Annotated in this window: 19 protein-coding genes; 8 read left to right on the top strand and 11 right to left on the bottom strand. The window is 73.1% G+C overall.

The annotated features are described in order from the left end of the window. Positions 1-113: 113 nt before the first annotated feature. Both ACFWRO_RS28280 and ACFWRO_RS28275 read right to left on the bottom strand, forming a co-directional pair. Positions 114-614 carry an NUDIX domain-containing protein gene (locus ACFWRO_RS28280; protein WP_384514644.1) on the bottom strand — a complete coding sequence of 167 codons (501 nt, stop codon included), beginning with the start codon at positions 612-614 and terminating at the stop codon, positions 114-116. Positions 615-712: 98 nt separating this feature from the next. Then, on the bottom strand, positions 713-1,597 hold the full coding sequence (locus ACFWRO_RS28275) for a YhjD/YihY/BrkB family envelope integrity protein (protein ID WP_384514641.1): 885 nt from the start codon (positions 1,595-1,597) through the stop codon (positions 713-715). 243 nt (positions 1,598-1,840) lie between these two features. Between ACFWRO_RS28275 and ACFWRO_RS28270 the strand changes: the two genes are divergently transcribed. Continuing rightward, positions 1,841-2,329 carry a PaaI family thioesterase gene (locus ACFWRO_RS28270; RefSeq protein ID WP_384514638.1) on the top strand — a complete coding sequence of 163 codons (489 nt, stop codon included), beginning with the start codon at positions 1,841-1,843 and terminating at the stop codon, positions 2,327-2,329. Positions 2,330-2,336: 7 nt separating this feature from the next. Here ACFWRO_RS28270 and ACFWRO_RS28265 read toward each other — a convergent pair whose 3' ends face one another. Next, positions 2,337-2,705, bottom strand: a complete 369-nt coding sequence (locus ACFWRO_RS28265) for a luciferase family protein (RefSeq protein ID WP_384514635.1) — start codon at positions 2,703-2,705, stop codon at positions 2,337-2,339. Positions 2,706-2,887: 182 nt separating this feature from the next. After that, positions 2,888-4,087 carry a PP2C family protein-serine/threonine phosphatase gene (locus ACFWRO_RS28260; protein ID WP_384514632.1) on the bottom strand — a complete coding sequence of 400 codons (1,200 nt, stop codon included), beginning with the start codon at positions 4,085-4,087 and terminating at the stop codon, positions 2,888-2,890. A gap of 297 nt (positions 4,088-4,384) precedes the next feature. On the opposite strand from ACFWRO_RS28260, the gene ACFWRO_RS28255 reads away from it, so the two are divergent. The 3 genes from ACFWRO_RS28255 to ACFWRO_RS28245 all read left to right on the top strand — a co-directional run bounded on the left by ACFWRO_RS28255 (position 4,385) and on the right by ACFWRO_RS28245 (position 7,105). After that, complete coding sequence (locus ACFWRO_RS28255) at positions 4,385-5,254, top strand: AAA family ATPase (RefSeq protein WP_384514629.1); 870 nt, start codon at positions 4,385-4,387, stop codon at positions 5,252-5,254. Then, positions 5,251-6,645 (top strand): VWA domain-containing protein, encoded by a 1,395-nt coding sequence (locus ACFWRO_RS28250; protein ID WP_384514626.1) that lies wholly within the window; start codon positions 5,251-5,253, stop codon positions 6,643-6,645. Before ACFWRO_RS28255 ends, ACFWRO_RS28250 begins: the two co-directional genes overlap by 4 nt. A 91-nt stretch (positions 6,646-6,736) precedes the next feature. Then, complete coding sequence (locus tag ACFWRO_RS28245; RefSeq protein WP_384514624.1) at positions 6,737-7,105, top strand: hypothetical protein; 369 nt, start codon at positions 6,737-6,739, stop codon at positions 7,103-7,105. Positions 7,106-7,129: 24 nt separating this feature from the next. Here ACFWRO_RS28245 and ACFWRO_RS28240 read toward each other — a convergent pair whose 3' ends face one another. Next, on the bottom strand, positions 7,130-7,333 hold the full coding sequence (locus ACFWRO_RS28240) for a cold-shock protein (protein ID WP_384514621.1): 204 nt from the start codon (positions 7,331-7,333) through the stop codon (positions 7,130-7,132). A gap of 79 nt (positions 7,334-7,412) precedes the next feature. Between ACFWRO_RS28240 and ACFWRO_RS28235 the strand changes: the two genes are divergently transcribed. Next, positions 7,413-7,997, top strand: a complete 585-nt coding sequence (locus tag ACFWRO_RS28235; protein WP_384514618.1) for a nucleosidase — start codon at positions 7,413-7,415, stop codon at positions 7,995-7,997. Between the two features lie 23 nt (positions 7,998-8,020). Here ACFWRO_RS28235 and ACFWRO_RS28230 read toward each other — a convergent pair whose 3' ends face one another. Next, entirely contained in the window at positions 8,021-9,058 is a 1,038-nt protein-coding gene (locus ACFWRO_RS28230; protein ID WP_384514615.1) for a GlxA family transcriptional regulator, read from the bottom strand. Between the two features lie 52 nt (positions 9,059-9,110). On the opposite strand from ACFWRO_RS28230, the gene ACFWRO_RS28225 reads away from it, so the two are divergent. Further along, positions 9,111-9,533 (top strand): cupin domain-containing protein, encoded by a 423-nt coding sequence (locus tag ACFWRO_RS28225; RefSeq protein WP_384514612.1) that lies wholly within the window; start codon positions 9,111-9,113, stop codon positions 9,531-9,533. Positions 9,534-9,572: 39 nt separating this feature from the next. On the opposite strand, the gene ACFWRO_RS28220 is transcribed toward ACFWRO_RS28225, so the two are convergent. Beyond that, positions 9,573-11,372 carry an alpha/beta fold hydrolase gene (locus ACFWRO_RS28220; protein WP_384514609.1) on the bottom strand — a complete coding sequence of 600 codons (1,800 nt, stop codon included), beginning with the start codon at positions 11,370-11,372 and terminating at the stop codon, positions 9,573-9,575. Positions 11,373-11,413: 41 nt separating this feature from the next. After that, complete coding sequence (locus ACFWRO_RS28215; RefSeq protein ID WP_384514606.1) at positions 11,414-13,288, bottom strand: alpha/beta fold hydrolase; 1,875 nt, start codon at positions 13,286-13,288, stop codon at positions 11,414-11,416. Positions 13,289-13,658: 370 nt separating this feature from the next. On the opposite strand from ACFWRO_RS28215, the gene ACFWRO_RS28210 reads away from it, so the two are divergent. After that, entirely contained in the window at positions 13,659-14,489 is an 831-nt protein-coding gene (locus tag ACFWRO_RS28210; RefSeq protein WP_384514603.1) for a hypothetical protein, read from the top strand. Positions 14,490-14,549: 60 nt separating this feature from the next. Here ACFWRO_RS28210 and ACFWRO_RS28205 read toward each other — a convergent pair whose 3' ends face one another. The 3 genes from ACFWRO_RS28205 to ACFWRO_RS28195 all read right to left on the bottom strand — a co-directional run bounded on the left by ACFWRO_RS28205 (position 14,550) and on the right by ACFWRO_RS28195 (position 17,789). Further along, the gene (locus ACFWRO_RS28205; protein ID WP_384514600.1) at positions 14,550-15,623 is read right to left on the bottom strand and encodes a PP2C family protein-serine/threonine phosphatase; all 1,074 of its coding nucleotides are present in this window, start codon (positions 15,621-15,623) and stop codon (positions 14,550-14,552) included. 88 nt (positions 15,624-15,711) lie between these two features. Continuing rightward, on the bottom strand, positions 15,712-17,142 hold the full coding sequence (locus ACFWRO_RS28200) for an MFS transporter (protein WP_384514597.1): 1,431 nt from the start codon (positions 17,140-17,142) through the stop codon (positions 15,712-15,714). Beyond that, positions 17,139-17,789: a TetR/AcrR family transcriptional regulator gene (locus tag ACFWRO_RS28195; RefSeq protein ID WP_384514594.1), complete on the bottom strand. Its 651-nt coding sequence runs from the start codon at positions 17,787-17,789 to the stop codon at positions 17,139-17,141. The genes ACFWRO_RS28200 and ACFWRO_RS28195 overlap by 4 nt, the downstream gene beginning before the upstream one ends. A 301-nt stretch (positions 17,790-18,090) precedes the next feature. Between ACFWRO_RS28195 and ACFWRO_RS28190 the strand changes: the two genes are divergently transcribed. Continuing rightward, positions 18,091-18,675 (top strand): TMEM165/GDT1 family protein, encoded by a 585-nt coding sequence (locus ACFWRO_RS28190; RefSeq protein WP_384514591.1) that lies wholly within the window; start codon positions 18,091-18,093, stop codon positions 18,673-18,675. Positions 18,676-18,753: the final 78 nt, after the last annotated feature.

Raw genomic sequence — 18,753 nt, 5'->3', positions numbered from 1 at the left:
CGGCCTGCGGGCCAGGTGACCGGAATCGCCGGGAGCGCGCTCCACGCGCGCGTGCGCCCCGCGCGTAGGCCGTCGCGGGGACGGCCCACGCTCGCACCTGCTCACCGGCCCGCTCAGAGGTCGGTGCCCGTCTCCACGTACAGCGTCGTGCCGGAGCGCCGGGCGCGGTCGATCTCGGCGAGCCGGGCGAAGTTCCTCGGTGTCATCTCCCGCTCCCACTCGGCCATGGTCCGCACGCGGAACTCGCTGTGCTCGTCGGGGTCGAGGACGACGCCCGCGAGCTGCTCGTCCGTCAGGACACCGCCGTCGAAGATGAAGCCGATGTGGTTGGCCGGCCAGTCGTCGCCCCGGTGGGAGACGAAGTGGGTGCCGAGGAGCCTCGGTTCGCCCCGGAAGACGATCCCGGTCTCCTCGTGGCACTCGCGGACGGCCGTCTGCCAGGGCGTCTCCCCCGGGTCCATGTTGCCGCCGGGCCACTGCCAGAGCTCGGTGGCGTAGGAGGCGCGCAGCTGGAAGGGCCGGCCGTCGGTGTCGGTGAAGTACAGGCAGGCGTACGCCGTCGCCCTCGGCAGCGTCGCGATGTACTCGGCGGGCGGCAGCCAGGTGTTCGCCATGGGTCGGCTCTCCTTCGACGGGGCGGGTGGAACCTCCATCCAATCGGTCGCCGCGGCTCGGCCCCGCCCGCGACGATCACGTCCACCGGATCGTGTGATCACGGGGTCTCGTCGCCGGCCAGTTCGGCCGGCAGCCGGTCGATGCGGCGCAGGACCAGGTGCTCGTGGAGCAGGCGCCCGACGAGGGCGCCGCCGTAGACCACGAAGCCGACGCCGACGAGCCAGGACTGGAGGACGAGGACGGTGCCGAAGGGTCCGTAGGTGACCGCGTTGGAGGCGATGAGCGGGGAGAACACGAACTGCGAGAAGATCCGCAGCCCGAACAGCCCCAGGGCCGTGCACAGCGCTCCTGGGGCCAGCGCGCGCCAGCGGATCCGTCCGCAGAGGAGGAAGCGCTGCGACCACCAGAAGAAGAGAAAGGCTCCGAGGACGTCGCAGACGGCGACCCCGAGGGTGACGGCGGTCGAGGACTCTGCGGGGACGGGGGCGGCGATGAAGAGGAGGAGGGCGGCGACGAGGACGGCGAGCCAGACGACGTGGCGCCACATGGTGTGCCAGCGGGCGGTCGGCAGGTCCCAGACCCGTTCGTAACCGGTCTGGACGGCCGATCCGAAGGTCACACCGAACGCGGCGAGGGCGGCGAGGCCGAAGGCGGTGGTGCGCTGCAGCGCCTCGCCCGGCTGGCCGAAGAGCATCTCGACCTCCTCCTGCGACACCTCGGAGACGCCGAGCCCCTGGATGAGCCAGCGGGCGAAGCCCTGGCCGCTGGCGAGGTCGGCGGCGGCCACGACGATGAGCAGCGGGACGAGGGTGAGGAGGCTGAGCGCCGCGAAGCCCATCGCACGGTGCATGAGCTCCACCTCGCGGCCTCGGTTCCAGGCGAGCCCGACGACCGACGTGAGGAGGGACCGGTGGAGCCTCTGGAACCAGTGGCCGTGCTCGGCGGGGGCACCGTCGTGGGGCGCACCGGAAGTGGGGGGCATGCCACGGGGAGTACCCGCCCAGGCGGTCGGACACCTCCGTCATGCCGCCGAACGGGGGGGTGGGGGCCGTCGTGGACAGGGAGTGGCGGGGGGTCTAGCGTCGATCTTCGCGTCGGTGCGCGGCGCGAGTGCCGAGAGAGTCAACCTCAGGCTCAGCCTCAGAGTGAGCGTCGAGTTGAGGTTGAGGGTCGGGTTCGACACCAGGGTCTGTTCGGGGCGAGGGCGAGGAGTGGAGTAGTGGGCATGAAGCGGTCACGGACGGTCGAGTGGGAGGACGCCTCCGCCACCGCGAAGGCGGCGGGGACGATGGCGGGGCTCGACTTCCTGCGGGAGATCGTGGCCGGGCGGCTGGCTCCCGCCCCGCTCGGCTCCCTGATGGGCTTCGCACTGGAGGAGGTCGAGGACGGCCGCGCGGTCTTCGGCTTCGAACCGGCCGAAGAGCACTACAACCCGATCGGCAGTGTGCACGGGGGCGTGTACGCGACGCTGCTGGACTCGGCCGCCGGGTGCGCGGTGCACTCGACGCTCCCGCGCGGCATGGCGTACACCTCGCTCGACCTCTCGACCCGCTTCCTGCGCCCGATCACCGCGGACACGGGCAAGGTGCGCGCGATCGGGACGGTCATGAGCCGGGGCCGGCGCACGGCGCTCGCCGAGGCGGGTCTGTACGACTCCTCCGACCGGCTCCTCGGGCATGCCACGAGCACCTGCATGCTCTTCCCGACGGACTGACGGGCGGTCAGATCCGCGCGGAGGCGAGGCAGGAGCGGGTGCAGCCGTCCGGTGCCGTGTCCGGGCGGCCGGTGGAGGCCTGCAGCGCGGCGCTCACGAGCGTCGCCAGCAGGTCGATGTCGGAGCCCATGTCGAGCCGGACCGTCACCCAGCCCGAGCCGGCGCGCAGGCGCAGGGCGCTCGACCCGAGGAGTGCCGGGCGGAGCTTCGCGATCATGGCGCGCGTGAGGTGGACGTCCGCCTCGTGCTCGCCGTGGAAGTGCACGATGTCGTGCGTCGCCGTGTGCAGTCCGAGCTCGGCGCCGCACTGGGCGCGGCCGGGAGCCAGCGAGGGCCAGCTCATCAGACGTTCACTGGCGTGCCGGGCGGTGTTCATACCAGGAGCGTGCCGGGAGTGAGGGCCGTGCACAAGCGTCCTGCGCAATTAATCGCGCCCAGGCGTGAAACAGGCCTGACCGGGGTGACGCAGGGCGTGTACGACGCCCCAAAAGCCCCTTGCGCGACGGAGGGTGGGACTGCGGCGCCCCGGTGGCGACCGCTCGCCGGTTCACCCCACGTTCACTGGGCGGCCGGGCGCTCGCGGATCCGGGCGGCCAGGACGGCGACGTCGTCCTCGGCGTGGTGGGCGTCGAGGCGCAGCAGGACCTCCTCGACGAGCTCCTCGGGGTCGGATCCGGGGCGTACCCGCAGCGAGGACAGCCGGGCGAGCGAGACGTCGATGTCCTCGCCGCGCCGCTCGACCAGGCCGTCGGTGAAGAGCACGAGCGTGTCGCCGGGGGCGAGGGTACGGGTGACGGGTTCGTAGCCGCCGACGCCCGTGCCCAGGGGCGGGCCGACGGGGAGTTCGACGAGGTCGGCGGAGCCGTCCGCGGCGAAGACCGCGGGCGGCAGATGGCCGGCGCTGGCGAAGGTGGCCGAGCCGCGCGCCGGGTCGACCTGGACGAGCAGGCAGGTCGCGGGCCGCAGCCCGCCGTCGCCGGCGACGACGGAGTCGAGCTGGCGGAGCACGCGGTGCGGCGGGAGGTCGGTGGAGGCCACGTCGCGCAGGGCGGAGCGGTACGCGTTCATGTCGACGGCCGCGTCGAGGCCGTGGCCCATCACGTCGCCGACGACGAGCAGGCTGCGGCCGAAGTGGAGCCGTACGCTCTCGAACCAGTCGCCGCCCACCAGCGTCCTGGCGCCGACCGGCAGATAGCGGCCCGCGACCTCCAGATTGGGGTGCGGCCGCCCCGGCTCGGCCACGAGGGCCTGCTGGAGGTGGAAGGCGGTCCGCTCGGTGGCGGCGAGCCGGCGGGCGTGGCCCAGGTGGACGGCGGCGAGCCGCGCCGCGTCGTGGACCGTGGCCGTGGCGTGCTCGCCGAGGGGATCGGCCCGGGCGCTGACGGCGCTCACGTACCCGACGGCCCGGCCCTGGGACTCCAGGGGCGCCACGACCACCTGGACGTGGACACCGCCGGGGGCCACGTCGGCGTACGCGAGGGGCGCTCCGCCCTCGTGCGGGGGGTCCACCCGGTCGATCAGTTTCGGGTCTCCTGCCACCGCCGCGCGTACCCAGCCAGGCCCGTCCTCGGGGCGGACGTCCACGGCCACCGCCTCGTACCCGTGCCGGCGGAGGAACCGGGCCAGGTCCTCACAGATGCCCTGCTCGTCGGGGTGCGACCCGATCTCGTCGATCGCGTCCGTCACGGCTATCAACCGGGCCAGGACCGCCGCTTGCTCCTCGACCAGGGAGGCCTGCTCCCCCGCTCGCTCCGACAAGACACCTCCACCGCCGCTTCGGGCCCCGAGCAGCGCACACATCCATTGGACCAGCGGGGCGACGCGCCCGCCCGCCACACCGGCCGGACCAGGAGTCCATCACATTCCGTGACCCCGTAGCCAGATCTTCCGCCCCCACGCTACGCCGCGACGGTGATCTCGTCCGATCTTCACCAAATCCCCCGTGAGCTTGGCCGCACTGATGGTCCGGACGGTTGTGGAGCGGGGTGGGAGCTGATCGAGTACGCGCATGGCTACTCGCCAGTACAGGATGTCGAGGCTCCGGGGGAGACAACCATGACGACCGGGTACTTCAGCTCCGTCGACGATGTGGCGGAGCGGCTCGCCGCGACCGGCTACCTGGCCTCGCCCGCCGTCGCCACCACCGTCTTCCTCGCCGACCGGCTGGGCAAGCCGCTCCTCGTGGAGGGCCCGGCCGGTGTCGGCAAGACCGAGCTGGCCAAGGCCGTCGCCGAGGTCGCGGGCGCCAGGCTCGTACGGCTCCAGTGCTACGAGGGCGTCGACGAGTCCCGCGCCCTGTACGAGTGGAACCACGCCAAGCAGCTGCTGCGGATCACGGCGGGCCGCGACGAGACCTGGGACGAGACCCGCACGGACATCTTCAGCGAGGAGTTCCTGCTCCCCCGCCCGCTCCTCACGGCCATTCGCTCCGCCGATCCGACCGTGCTGCTGGTCGACGAGATGGACAAGGCCGACATCGAGGTGGAGGGGTTCCTCCTGGAGGTGCTCAGCGACTTCCAGATCACCGTCCCCGAGCTGGGCACCATCACCGCGACCCGGCGCCCCTTCGTCGTCCTCACCTCCAACGCGGGCCGCGAGCTGTCCGAGGCCCTGCGCCGCCGCTGCCTCTTCCTCCACATCGACTTCCCGGAGGAGGAGCTGGAACGCCGGATCGTCGCGACGAAGGTTCCGGGGCTCGGCGCGGCGCTGACGACGTCGGTCGTACGGGTGGTGGGCGCGCTGCGCGCGATGGACCTGCGGAAGGCACCCTCGGTGGCGGAGACCATCGACTGGGCCCGGACCCTGCTCGCCCTGGGCGCCGACGAACTGGACGAGACGGTGGTGCGCGACAGCCTGGGCGTGATCCTCAAGCATCAGGACGACATCCAGAAGGCGGCCGCCAAGCTCGACCTGGACGCGGTGTGACCACCTCGCCGGGCGGGGTGACGGACCGGCTCACCGGTCTGGTGCACGCGCTGCGGGCGCACGGCCTGTCGATCGGCACGGGCGAGAGCGTGGACGCGGGGCACGCCCTGGAGGCGGTGGGGTTCGCCGACCGGGAGCGGGCGCGGGAGGCGCTCGCGGCGACGCTGCTCCACAAGGCGGGGCAGCGGCCGCTCTTCGACCGGGTCTTCGACCTGTACTTCCCGCTGGCCGCGGCCGCCTCGGACGGGGATGATCCCTCCTCCCCGGATTCCGCGCAGGCGTTCGACACGGCGGCGCTGCGGGAGCGGCTCGCCGCCGCTCTGGCCGCCGACGACGGCTCGGCGCTCACCCGGCTGGCGGGCGAGGCGGTGGGTGGCCTCGGCGGGTACGGCTCCGCGCCGGGCTCGGACGGCTGGTCCTCGTACCAGACCCTCGCCCGGCTCCGCCCGGAGACGCTGCTCGCCCGGGTCCGGGCCATGCTCCGGGAGGCCGGCGGCGGGGCGGAGCCGGCCTTCACCGACCGGCTGACGGACGACGAGATCCGGCGGCGCATCGAGGCGTTCCGCGAACGGGTACGGACGGAGGCCAGGCAGCGGGTCGCCGAGCGGCAGGGCCGGGACCGGGTCGCGCGGCGCGCGGTGGCGGGCACCCCGGACGGCGTCGACTTCCTGCTCGCGGGACGGGCCCAGCTGGACGAGCTGCGCACGACGGTACGGCCGTTGGCGCGCAAGCTCGCGACCCGCCTCGCGGCCAGGCGGCGGCGCGCCGCGCGCGGCCGGATCGACCTGCGGCGCACGCTGCGCGGCTCGCTGTCGACCGGAGGCGTACCGATGCGGCCGGTGCTGCGGCGCCGCAGGCCCGCCCGCCCGGAACTCGTCCTGCTGTGTGACGTGTCGGGCTCCGTCGCGGGGTTCGCGAACTTCACGATGCTTCTGGTGCAGGCGCTGCACGACCAGTTCAGCAGGGTGCGGGTGTTCGCCTTCGTCAACCGGGTCGACGAGGTGACCGACCTGATCGCGCGGGGCGCGGCGGACCCGGCCGGCCTCGGGGCGCGCATCCTCGACGAGGCCGTGGTGACGGGCTGGCACGGGCAGAGCGACTACGGGACGGCCCTGGGCGAGTTCGCGGAGCGGTACGCCGACGCCCTCGGCCCGCGTACGGCGGTCTTCGTCCTGGGCGACGCCCGAACCAACATGAGCGACCCGAACCTCCCGGCGCTGAAGCGGATCGCCGACCGGGCCCGCCGGGTCCACTGGCTCAACCCCGAGCAACCCGCGCTGTGGTCGACGGGCGACTCCGTCGCGCTCGCGTACGCCGAACTGGTCTCCATGCACTCCTGCCGCAACGCGCGACAGCTCGGCGAGCTGATCGGCCGCCTGCTGCCGGTGTGACCATGTGACCCGCCTGGCACCTCGCCCGCCTCGGCCCGACGATGGAGGGCATGGATACCAGCGGGACGGATGGGACGGGTGGTGAGGTGTGATGGCACGGGTGACGGTGGACGGCGCCGACATCGTGGTCCGGCTGTCCGTGCGCGAGCGGCTCGCCGCGCGCCGTGGGCACGTGCGCGTGCCGGTGACCGCCCTGCGCGAGGTACGGGTCGAACCCGACTGGTGGCGGGCGCTGCGCGGGCGGCGCGGACGGGGGTTGTGGATCCCCGACCGGCTGTGCGTGGGCGTCCGCGTACTGCCGGACGGCCGGGACTTCGCCGTGGTGAAGCCCGGCACGCCCGTGATCTGCGTCGAACTCCGCGGTGACGCGCCCTTCCGTCGGCTGGCCGTCTCCGACCCTGACCCGGAACGGGCGCTCAATGAGCTGCGCCCGCACGTCCCCACGGACCTGCTGGGGTGAGGCGCTGGTGACTGCTCCCGCCGATCAGCTGGGGGTGACGTTCTCGGCCTGGGGGCCCTTAGGGCCCTGTACGACGTCGAACGCGACCTTCTGGCCCTCGGCGAGTTCGCGGAAGCCGGTGCTGGCGATGGCCGAGTAGTGGACGAACACGTCCGGGCCTCCGCCGTCCTGCTCGATGAAGCCGAAGCCCTTCTCCGCGTTGAACCACTTGACTGTTCCAGTTGCCATGACGAGCTCCTCGGCTCTTGACTACACCTCCATGGTCTCTCGGGATGGGCGGGAAGTCCCGGCGGGTAGCGTGGCCGCCATGGAACTCATCGGAGATATCACGGCCGACCGGCCCCTGCTCGTCCTTGCCGTCAAGGAGGAGGCCCAGTTCCTGGACACGGATCTGCCGGTCCTGCTGACCGGCATGGGCAAGGTCAACGCGGCGACGGCGCTCGCCACCGTCCTGGGGCGCGGACCGCGCCCGTCCGGCGTGGTGAACCTGGGGACCGCCGGGGCGCTGCGTCCGGGGTGGACGGGGACGCACGTGGTGGGCACGGTGATCCAGCACGATCTGGACGGAGAGCTGCTGGAGACGCTGACGGGCGAGACGTACGGCGCCCCGGTCCTCCTGCCGGACGGCGGCGACCTGACCCTGGCCACCGGTGACGCCTTCATCTCGGACGAGGCGGCCCGGGCCCGGCTCGCCGCCCGCGCCGCGCTGGTCGACATGGAGGGCTACGCCCTCGCGACCGCCGCGGGCCTGGCCGGGGTGCCGATCCGGATCGTCAAGCACGTGAGCGACGAGGCGGGCGACGGCGCGGCCAGGACCTGGCGGGAGTCGGTCGCGGAGTGCGCCAGGGCGCTCGCGCGGTGGGCGGAGGAGAACACTCCGTACCGCTCGTGAGGCGTCAGGTGCGCTCGTGAGGGTCAGGAGCGTGGCCCGACCGTCGGGGACGTCGTCGGGCCGAAGCGGCGGCGGTAGGCGGACGGGGAGAGGCCCGTCTCACGGTTCATCAGGGCGCGCAGATGGGCTGCCGTGCCGAGGCCGCTGGCGCGGGCGACGACGTCGAAGCGGGTCTCGCCGCGTTCGATCAGCCGACAGGCGAGGGTCACCCGCTCGCCGGTGAGCCAGGCGAGCGGCGTGGTGCCGAGCTCCGCGCGGAAGCGGCGGTGCAGGGTCGCCGGGCTGACCGCCGCCCGGGCCGCGAGGTCGGCGACGGTGAGCGGGGAGCCGAGGCGTTCCTGGGCCCAGGCGAGGATCGGGGCGAGGGACTCGTCGGGGATCTCGGGGACCGGCCGCTCGACGAACTGCCGTTGCCCGCCGTCCCGGTGGGCGGCGAAGACCAGGCGGCGGCTGACCGCGTTGGCGGCCTCGGCGCCGTGGTCGCGGCGGACGACGTGGAGCCCGAGGTCGAGGGCGGCGGCGCTGCCGGCGGCGGTGAGGATGTCGCCGTCGTCGACGAAGAGGACGTCCGGTTCGAGGCGTACGGAGGGGAAGCGGGCGCGGAAGGCGTCGGCCCACTGCCAGTGGGCGGTGGCCCGCCGGCCGTCGAGCACGCCTGCCTCGGCCAGGGTGAAGGCGCCGCTGCAGAAGCCGATCAGCCGGGCACCGCGCGCGTGGGCCCGGCGGACGGCGTCGAGCACGGCGGGGCGCCGGGGCACCTCGACGTCGGGGCGGTTGGGGACGATCAGCGTGTCGGCGGTCTCGGCCGCGTCGAGTTCGGCGACCCCGGTGAGGGTGAAGAAGCCGTCGCGCATGAGCGTGCGGGGCTCGGGCGAGCAGAGCCGGAAGTCGTACAGGTCGCGCCCGAGTTCGGGCCGGCGCAGGCCGAAGACCTCGGTGGCACAGCCTAGTTCGAAGGGGTTGGAGTTCTCGTCGACGATGACGACGACGCGATGCGCTCCGTGCTGCGCGGCCCGATTCGAGGGCTGTTGCGAGGGCTGTTGCGAGGATCCTTGCGGCATATGCTATTTCTAGCACTCACGCCGGGAGGCGGGCGCGGAGCACGATGGCCGCATGACCCAGAACCCCGCTGTGACCAGCGCTTCCCGTGCCCCCATCGCCCTCGCCACCGCGTTCGCGTCCTTCGAGGACCTGTGGAGCCCGCGCATCCTGGCGCGCGTGAACGACTACGACGTGCGCGTGGCGAAGGTCGCGGGCGAGCACGTGTGGCACGCCCACGACGACACGGACGAGTTCTTCCTGGTCATCGAGGGCGAGCTGCACATCGCGCTGCGCGAGAACGGCACGGAACGGACGGTGTCCCTCCCCCGGGGCTCGGCCTTCACCGTCCCCAAGGGCGTGGAACACCGCCCGTACGCCCCCTCCGGCGCGTCCCTGCTCCTCTTCGAGCCGACGGGCACCCTCACGGTCGGCGACCGCCATGACGCCGTACCGGACCACGTGGACGCGACTACGGGCCACGCACTGGAGGTGTGAGCCCGCTACGGGCCGGGCTACGGGCCCGCTGTGAGCCCGCTACGACAGCGGCAGATCCAGATACGTCGGATTCTCCGCCGTCGAGTGGACCTCGATCTCCGTGCGGTCGATGCTCGCGTCCGCGTACAGCTGGTCGCGACTGGTCACCGCAAGCATCAGGCGGTGGCCGGCCGGAATGTCGTACGCCGCCGCCTGGAGGTCGATGTGCGTGGTGATCGGCTCGTTCGGAGTGAGATCGAGGAAGGTCCTCGGCTCGTGGGTGATGATCCGAGCCGTCCCGAGGACCGGGTCCACGTCGAAGAGGTACGCGACGAGCGTCGCCGAGACCGCCGACGAGGTGAACGTGAGACGCAGCCGCGGAGTTCCCCGGACGCTCTTCACCGCGGGCAGGACGGGCGTCTTCCAGATCGCCGCGTTCTTCCGTTCGAACCAGCGCGTCCGGTAGGTCACCGGCGCGCCGTAGACCTCGGCGGTCCCGGTCGTCACAGGGTTCTCGGCCGCGGTGAACCCGGCGTCCGCGCCGGCGGTGAACGGCCGCTCCCAGGTGGGCGCGACGCCCGGGGACAGCTCCCCGTCCCGCGGGTGGAGGAGGTCCGGCCGGGCGGCTGGCTTGAGGTGGAACCGCTCGGTGGAGCCGGTGACGTCCGCCCACGCCTTGCGCTCCTCCACCTCGGCGGGCCGCACGATCTGCCGGGAGATCGGCGGCAGGCCCGGCACGGTGATGGGCACCGGAAGCGGAACGGTGGTGTACGTGAACATCACCTCGTTGGCGACCTGCGGCAGCGTGTCGACCCCGTTCTCCTCGCCGAGGAGGTGGTGGGCGAGCCAGCGATAGCCCTCGTCCACGACCCGGTTCGGCAGGCCGGCAAGGCCGGGGAGTTCGGCGCCGCTGTGGTCGCCGATGGACAGCAGCAGCCGTTTGGGGCCGGTGAGCCGCTCGAACATGTCCAGCGTCTGCCCGACCGGGCAGAGCGTCTCGTGCCAGTGCCCGCCGATGAGGATCGGGACACGGCGGGCGTTGATGGCGTCGACGTACGTGACGGGCGAGCGCACCGCCGCCCACGCCGTGACCTCGTCCATGTTCCGGTGGACGAAGAAGTCGTCGAGGAGCGCCCGGGTGGCCGCGTCGAGGTGGCCGATCGTCTCGCCGTCCTGGTTCTTCGTGGCCGCCAGGAGCGCCTGGAAGGCACGGATACGGCGCGTGCTGTTGCCGTACATGCACGCCGCCAGGTCGGACCATCCGCTCAGCGCGACCACCGCGCCCACGCGCGGGTCGTGGGCGGCGGCCATGCAGCTGATGCCGGCGCCGTAGGAGTCGCCGAAGAAGCCGACGTTCGTCGGTTCGGAGCCGGTCCGCCGGGCGGCCCAGTCGATGGCGGCGGAGGCGTCGCGCCAGTCCTCCTCCCCGCAGACGCCGATGAACCCGCCGGACCGGAAGAAGCCGCGCGGCTGGTAGGCGAGGACGTCGTAGCCCTGGAGGGAGAGCTTGAAGGCGAGGACCGCGAACGCCTGCCAGGGTGCGCCCCAGGCGGACGGGATGACGACGAGGGGGCGCGGGAGTCCGTCGCGGTGGTGCCAGAACCCGCCGTCGAGGACGACGCCGTCCTCGCGCCGGATCGAGGCCCGTTCCCAGACGGCGATGCGGGTGAAGCCGGCGATGTCGGCGGCGAGTTCGTCGGGGAGGCCTGCCGACGGTGAGGCAGCGGCTCGCGCGCCGGGCCTCAGGGCCGCGAGGAGCGGCTCCCATGCCTCCTGCGGGGCGCCGATCCGGCTGAGGGCCACGGTGGGGTCGGCGGGAAGGAGCGTCGGGTCGACCTGCTGCTGGTGCTCGTCCTGCATGTGTCTTCCTTCGCTGGGTACGGGTGGCCGGTTGCGGGGCGTCAGCCGAGCGGCAGGTCGAGGTGGGCGGGGTCGCCCTCCGGGGAGCCGACGACGGTCTGCGTCCAGGCGACGGAGGCGTCTCCGTACAGCGGGTCCTTGCTGTCGATGACGAGCATCAGCCGGTGTCCGGCCGGGACGTCGTACGCCGCCGCCTGCAGCTCCCACTCCACCGCGGTCTCCTGATCGGGCGTCAGCCCATGGAGGTTGACCGGCTCGTGGGTGATGATGCGGGCCGTGTCGTCCTCGGCGACGTCGAGGAGGTGGGCGAAGAGGCTCGCGGAGGTGGCCGTGGAGCGGGCCGTCAGGCGCAGCCTCGGGACACCGCGGACGCGGCGTGGTGCGGCGAGTGGCTCGGTCGTCCAGACGGCGGCGTGGGCGCGGTCGATCTTCCGGGTGTCGTAGATCTTCGGGTTGCCCGCGTACTCCGCCTGCCCCGTCTTCATCAGCGCGTCCATGGCGGTGGCCTCGGTGTCGACGCCCGCGACGAAGCCGAGCTCCCAGCCGGTCTCCTGGCCCGGCGCCTCGCCGCCCGGGACGAGCCGGCCGTCGGCTCCCTGCCCGCCTCCGCCGGCGCCGGTGCCCGTCAGGCCGAAGCGTTCGGTGCCCGTGGTCACGTCGGACCAGTCGGCGACGGACTCGCGCCGCGCCTGTTCGACGATCGTGTTCTTGCCGGTCGGCTCGCCCGTCACCGGGTCGAGGACCGGCACGGTCACGTAGGTGAACATGACCTGGTTGCTGACGCGGTCCCAGCTGTCCACGCCGTTCCGCTCGCCCTTGAGGTGGTGGTCGAGCCAGTCGTACGCCTCGCGCAGCGGCGTGTTGTCGGCCACCGGGCGGATCAGGCCCGGGCCTTCGGGGGCGGCGTGGTCGCCGATCCAGATGTTGAGGCGCTTGGGCACCTGGAGCAGGTTGAAGGTCGTCAGGAGCTGGTTGACCGGGAAGAGGCTCTCGTGCCAGGTGTTGGAGACGAACGTCGGGGTGCCGAAGCGGTTGGTGTTCTCGACGTACGACTCGGGGGCGCGCCGGTTTCCCCAGTCGACGACGTCGTCCATGTTCCGGTCGGCCAGGAAGTCGGTGAGGATCCTGCGGTTGTCCGGGTCGAACTTGTCCTCGACGGTGCCACCGGTGAGGCCGAGCAGCGCCTGTACGGCCTGGACGTGCCGGGTGCCGTGGTCGTACAGGCTGGTGGCCAGGTTGCCCCAGGTGGAGAGCGCGACGACGGCGTCGACCCGCTCGTCGTGGGCGGCGACCAACTGGCTGATGCCCGACCCGTAGGACTCCCCGAGGAAGCCGATCGTGCTCGGCGCGAGGTGGTCGACGGCGTGGTCGATGACCGTGGAGCCGTCCGCCCAGTCGTTCGGGCCGCCGACATCGACGAAGCCCTCGGAGGTGGAGGGCAGGAAGGGGAAGCCGAGTCCCCGGGGCGTGTACGCGAGGACGTGGTAGCCGCGGCGGGCCAGGGACAGGTACGCCCACATGAAGAGCGGCCAGCCGAAGGGGTGCCAGCCGGCCGGGACCACGACCAGGGGGTGCGGTCCGGCACCGCGCTGCTTGAGGCTGAAGGTGGAGAGCCGGTACCCCTCGGACGTCACGATCCGCGGGAAGCCGGGTTCGGCCAGTGCGAGCACCTGGCGGACGGTCTCGTCGAGGTCACCGGGGAGGAGGCCGTCGCCGCCCCCGTTCCTGACGGCGTTCGCGAGGGCCTGGCCCAGCCGGGCGGCCACGGGATGGACCGATCCGTCGGCGGCCCACACCCCCTCGTCGGCGAGCTGGGCGATCTCCGCCGAAGTGATCCCCTGACTGTCTGTGGCGAAGCCGGATCCGTCGAACGAGCCGAAGGAATTCTCCGGGCTGAAGGAATTCTCCTGGGGCACGAGCACCCGTTCCTCTCGTCTGATCTGCCGAAGTGTCCGCTGTGCGGACGGCCGCCCCAGCCAAACGCATTGCGGACAGAGCCACCAGAGAGCGCAGGAACAGCGCACGAGGCACCGAACCGGTCGTCAACGACACTCCTTGCCCGGATTTCCACGTTTCGGACGGGCGGCCCCGTGTGCCCACGCGCGCGTGGCCGCCGGCCGTCCTCGCCGCTTGGCCGACGCCGGGACCATCCTGGAGGCATGGGCACCGTCCCGCAGCCACCCCTCGGTGCGGGTGGTGCGCCCATGCGCCCCCGATGAGGACGCGAGCGCCGGGTCGGGGTCCGCGCACGATGCCCACCTGGGGCCTTGGAGGGAGGCGGGACGCATGAGCGAGTCCGGCACAGAATGGTCCGGCACGGGGGACACGGAGGGCATCGGCGGCAAGACACGGTTCGAGGACATCTACGACCGGCCCGACCCGCGGGCGTACTTCCGGCGCCTCGCACCGCTGGAGTACGAGATCCCGCAGCAGGCCCAGGCCGCCTTCCGGCGCGCGGCGGCCGAGCGTGACGGCGGTACGGTGCTCGACCTGTGCTGCTCGTACGGGATCAACGCGGCGCTGCTCAACCACGACGTCACGCTGGCCGAGCTGTACGCGCGCTATACCGACCCCGAGGTGAGCGGGCTGACCTCGGCGGAACTCGCCGTACGGGACAAGGAGTTCTACGCGGCACGGCGCCGGCCGGACGCGGCCCCGGTCATCGGCCTCGACGTCGCGGACAACGCCGTGCGGTACGCGCGGGCGGTCGGGCTCCTGGACGACGCGTTCGCGGAGAACCTGGAGCTGGGCGTACAGCCGAGCCCACGGCTGCGCGCCGCGATGGCCGACGTCGGCCTGATCACGCTGACCGGGGGCGGCAGCTATCTCACCCGGCGTACGTTCGACGCGCTTCTCGGGTGGGCGGGGCGACCGCTGCGGGTGAGCGCGTTCGTCCTGCGGACGGTCTCGTACCGGCCGATCGCCGACTGCCTCGCGACCCACGGCCTGCGGACCGCCCACGACCCCTCGCGGACCTACCCGCAGCGGCTCTTCACCGACCCGGGTGAGCAGCGCTTCGCGGTGGAGGCGGTACGGAGACTGGGTGCGGACCCGACCGGCCGGGAGGCGGCGGGCCGCTTCCACACGGTGCTGTACGAGTCGGTCCCGGCGTACTAGCGCGGCTGGGTCCCGGCGGACCGGGGCGGCTGGTCCAGCGGAGCAGGGCGGCCGCGCGAACTACTCGCGGCGTACGACGAGCATCGCGGCCACGTCGTCGTCGACGCCGTGGGCGCCGTAGGCGTCCAGCTCGTCGTGGAGCAGGGCGGGGACGCGCTCGCCCGGCTCGTGCACCCACTGGGTCATCCGGTCCTGGAGCGGGTAGAAGGTGCCGGCCCGGTCGCGGGTCTCGCTCACCCCGTCGGTGTACAGGAGCAGCCGGTCCCCCGGAACGAACGGAACCTCCTCGACGCGGTGGTGGGAGTCGAGGAGGCCGGAGAGGTTGATCGGCAGGGACGGGTCTTCGAACGGAACGAACCGCACCCGGTCGCCGTGCTGGAGCAGGGGCGCCGGGTGGCCGCAGCTGAGGAGGCGGGCGACGGCCCCGTCGTCGGGGATCTCGACGAGGACGACGGTGGCGAAGCGTTCGGCCGCGTCGGTGTCGGGGTCCCAGGCGCCGTACCGGCCGAGGCCCTCCTCCAGGCGGTCGGCAAGCGCGGGCAGGTCGGGGGCGTCGTTGACGGCGGCGCGGAAGGAGCCGAGCAGGACGGACGCGGTCTCCACGGCGCCGAGCCCCTTGCCCTGGACGTCGCCGAGCATCAGGCGTACGGCGCCGGGTACGTGCACGGCCTCGTAGAAATCGCCGCCGATCCGGGCCTTGGCGGCGGCCGCGACGTACAGCAGATGGAGGTCGACGGGGCCGAGCCGGGGCGCGAGGGGGCGCAGGACGACGCGCTGGACGACCTCGGCGACGGCGGTGACCTCGCGCAGTTCGCGCTCGTAGCGTGACCTGGCCCGGCTGACCCAGGCGGCGACCAGGGTCACCACGCCGAGCGCCGACTCGTTCGTGGTGATGTCGGGGAGGAAGGGGTCGCCGCTGGTCGTCCCGAGGATCACGCCGAGCACCATGGCGACCACGCCGATGGCGACGGTCCCCCGAACGCTCCAGGTGACGGCGGCGAGGGCGGGCGCGGCGGCCAGGAGGCGGTCGTAGCGTTCCTCGTTCTCGGAGAGGAGGTCGGCGAGCACCGTCAGGACCATGACCAGGACCGGCAGCGCCCGGCCGATGCTGATCTGCGTGCGCGACCGCCGCATGGGGCGGCCCCGTGGATCACCGGAGGGCATTGCGTGATCGTACGAGGCCGGGGCGGCGCGACCTCGGTCTCGCCGCCCCTCTGGCGTGTCAGGGCAGGGGCGCGGGCACGTCGGGGCTCTTCGCGGGTGCGGCGCGTCCGGGCAGCCCGAGCGCCGCGGCGACGCCGAGGGCGGCGACGGCGGCCAGGACCAGGAACGTGGTGCCCATCGCGGGGACGACGCCCGAGGGCGCGGTGACCGTCATCAGCAGGGTCGCGGCGGCGACGCCGAGCGCGGGGCCGACGTTCATGGCGGTCTGCTGGAGCCCGCCCGCGACCCCGGCGTCGGCCACGGAGGCCCGGTGCACGACGACGGCGGTCGCCGTGGCCATGACCGTACCGAAGCCTGCGCCCAGCAGGGCGAAGCAGACTCCGGTCGGCACCGCCGTCGCGGTCGCGTCGAGCCGGGACAGCAGGAGCACGCCGAGGGCGAGCAGGGCGGCTCCTCCGGCCGTCGTACGGCGCGGCCCGAAGCGGCGTTGCAGGACGGCCGCGGCGGGCGCGCCGAGCACCATCAGCACGGCGAGGGGCAGGACCCACAGGCCGCTGGAGAGTGGGTCGAGTCCACGGACGTCCTGGAGCAGGTACGTCGCCACGAACAGCGCGCCGAACAGGGCCGACGACGACGCCAGCAGGGTGGCGAGCCCCGCCAGGACGGGCCGGGACCGCAGGAGGGCGGGCGGCAGGAGCGGGTGGGCGGCGCGCCGCTCGTGCCGCGCGAGGACCGCCCCGGCCGCGACGGCGGCGCAGAGGGCGAGCCCGGTCGCAGGGCTCCAGCCCGGCTCCGGGACCGCGACGAGCACATGGACAAGACCGGCGAGCGTGACGGCCAGCAGCACGGCGCCGGGCAGGTCGAGCGAGGAGGCGGCCGAGGCCGCCGCTCGGGGCTGCGGCGCAACGCCCGGCGCGGCCTCGTCCCGCGCGGGCGGGCGTGTCGGGGTTGCGGCCGCCAGGAGGGCGATGGCCAGGGCGGGAATTGCCGTCAGGGCGAAGACCGAGCGCCAGCCGTAGGCCGTGACGAGGGCGCCGCCCACGAGCGGGCCCACCGCGGCCGCGAGGCCGATCGCGCTCATCCGGAGGGCGATCGGCATGGCCAGGCGGTCGGGCGGGAAGGCCGCGCGGAGCATGCCGAGGGTGGCCGGTTGCAGGAGCGCCCCGGCCACGCCCTGGAGGACCCGCAGGGCGATCACCCAGCCGATGTCGGGCGCGAGGGCGATCGCGGCCGAGGTCGCGGCGAAGCCGAGCGTGCCGAGGACGAAGAGCCTCCGGTGCCCGTACGCGTCTCCCAGCCGGCCCGCGAAGACGAGGAGGCTCGCCACCGCGACGAGATACCCGGTGCTGGTCCACTGGACCTGGCCGAAGTCCGCGCCCAGGTCGCGCTGGAGCGTGGGCTGGGCGATCGTCAGGACCGTGCCGTCGAGGGCCACGACGGCGGCGCCCACGACGCTGCAGGCGAGGGTCACCCGCCGTTGACGTATCACCGTGCGCCCCCGGCCGGGCCGAGGTGCGCGTCGAGGACGGCCCGCAGGAGCGGCTCGATGTCGTCGGTGCGCGTGGCGAGCCGGAGGCTCCCCCAGGCCCGGAGCTGGGCGATGCCGTGCAGGTTCGCCCAGAGGGCGGCCGCGACGACGGTCGGCTCCGGGTCCGCCCCCGGGCGGGCGCGGGCGACGAGCCGGCCGAGGAGGTCGAAGAGCGGCAGGCTCGTCTCGCGCAGCCCGAGGCGGCCGCTCTCAAGCAGGTCGTGCCGGAACATCAGCTCGTACATCCCGCGCCGGCTCCGCGCGAAGTCGAGGTGGACCCGGGCGAGGGCGTCGAGCTGCGTCCGCGCGCCCGCACGCTCCCGCGCCTCCTCCCCCACCACGGCCGCCACCCGGTCCGCGAGCTCCGCGAAGCCCTCGCGGGCGATAGCCGACAGCAGGTCGAGGTGGGTCGGGAAGTACCGGCGCGGCGCTCCGTGTGAGACCCCGGCGCGCCGGGCGATCTCCCGGAGGGACAGCGCCTGCGCGCCTTCCGCGTGCACGAGCTCGACCCCGGCGTCGACCAGCCGGTCGCGCACCCCGGCCTCCGGATCGATCCCGCGCCCGCTTCCTGCCCCTGCCTGCGTCCCCGTCTGTGTCTCCTCAGTCATAGACACTGTCTACCAGGTCATCGTAGACAGTGTCTATGAAGATCGACACAGGTCTCCGCTACACTGTTCGACAGCGAAGGGGAGTAGCCCTGCGAACCGGTCGTCGACACACTGGAGCCCTCGGGTTCCCGGTGACCGGGTCCACGCGAACAGCGCGGACGGGCGAGACCTTCGGCCAGGCATTCGCCATGTCCGCGTTCCGTGGGCGTGGTCCGTCATGCCGGGCCGAGTGGTTCTCCCCGTCGCCCACCGTGGTGCCGTGCGGATCCCGGGCCCGGAACGAGCAGAGAGCCCCCGGTACATGCACCTCGATCCCTTGGCGATTCTCACCGCCTTCGGGCTGATCTTCCTCGCCGAGCTTCCCGACAAGACGATGTTCGCGTCCCTCGCCATGGGCACGCGCATGCGTCCGCTGTACGTCTGGTTCGGCACCTCGACCGCGTTCCTCGTGCACGTGGCCATCGCCGTGGGCGCCGGCAGCCTGCTCGGCCTGCTGCCCGACTGGATCGTCAAGCTCGTCTCGGCCCTGATGTTCGGCTTCGGCGCGTTCATGCTGCTGCGCGCCGGTGGCGACGACGATGCGGACGAGGCCGGCGGCAAGACGGTGACCGGCTTCTGGCCGGTCTACTCGACCGCGTTCATGGCCGTGTTCATCAGCGAGTGGGGCGACCTGACGCAGATCACCACGGCCAACCTCGCCGCCACCAACGGCACCTGGTCCACGGCGATCGGCTCCGCCGCCGCCCTGATGAGCGTCTCGGCCCTCGCGCTCGTCGCGGGCCGGTTCATCGCCAAGCGCGTCCCACTGAAGACCGTCCAGCGCATCGGCGGCCTGTGCATGGCCGCCCTGGCCATCTGGTCGCTCACCGAGATCTTCGTCGGCTGACACTCCCGGGCGCACCACACCCCTGACCGCACCACACCTCTGACCGCGCGACGCCCCCGGATCGCCCCGATCCGGGGG

The organism is Streptomyces sp. NPDC058579, from assembly GCF_042718575.1.
GTDB lineage: Bacteria > Actinomycetota > Actinomycetes > Streptomycetales > Streptomycetaceae > Streptomyces.
This window is presented reverse-complemented; position numbering and strand designations above follow the sequence as displayed.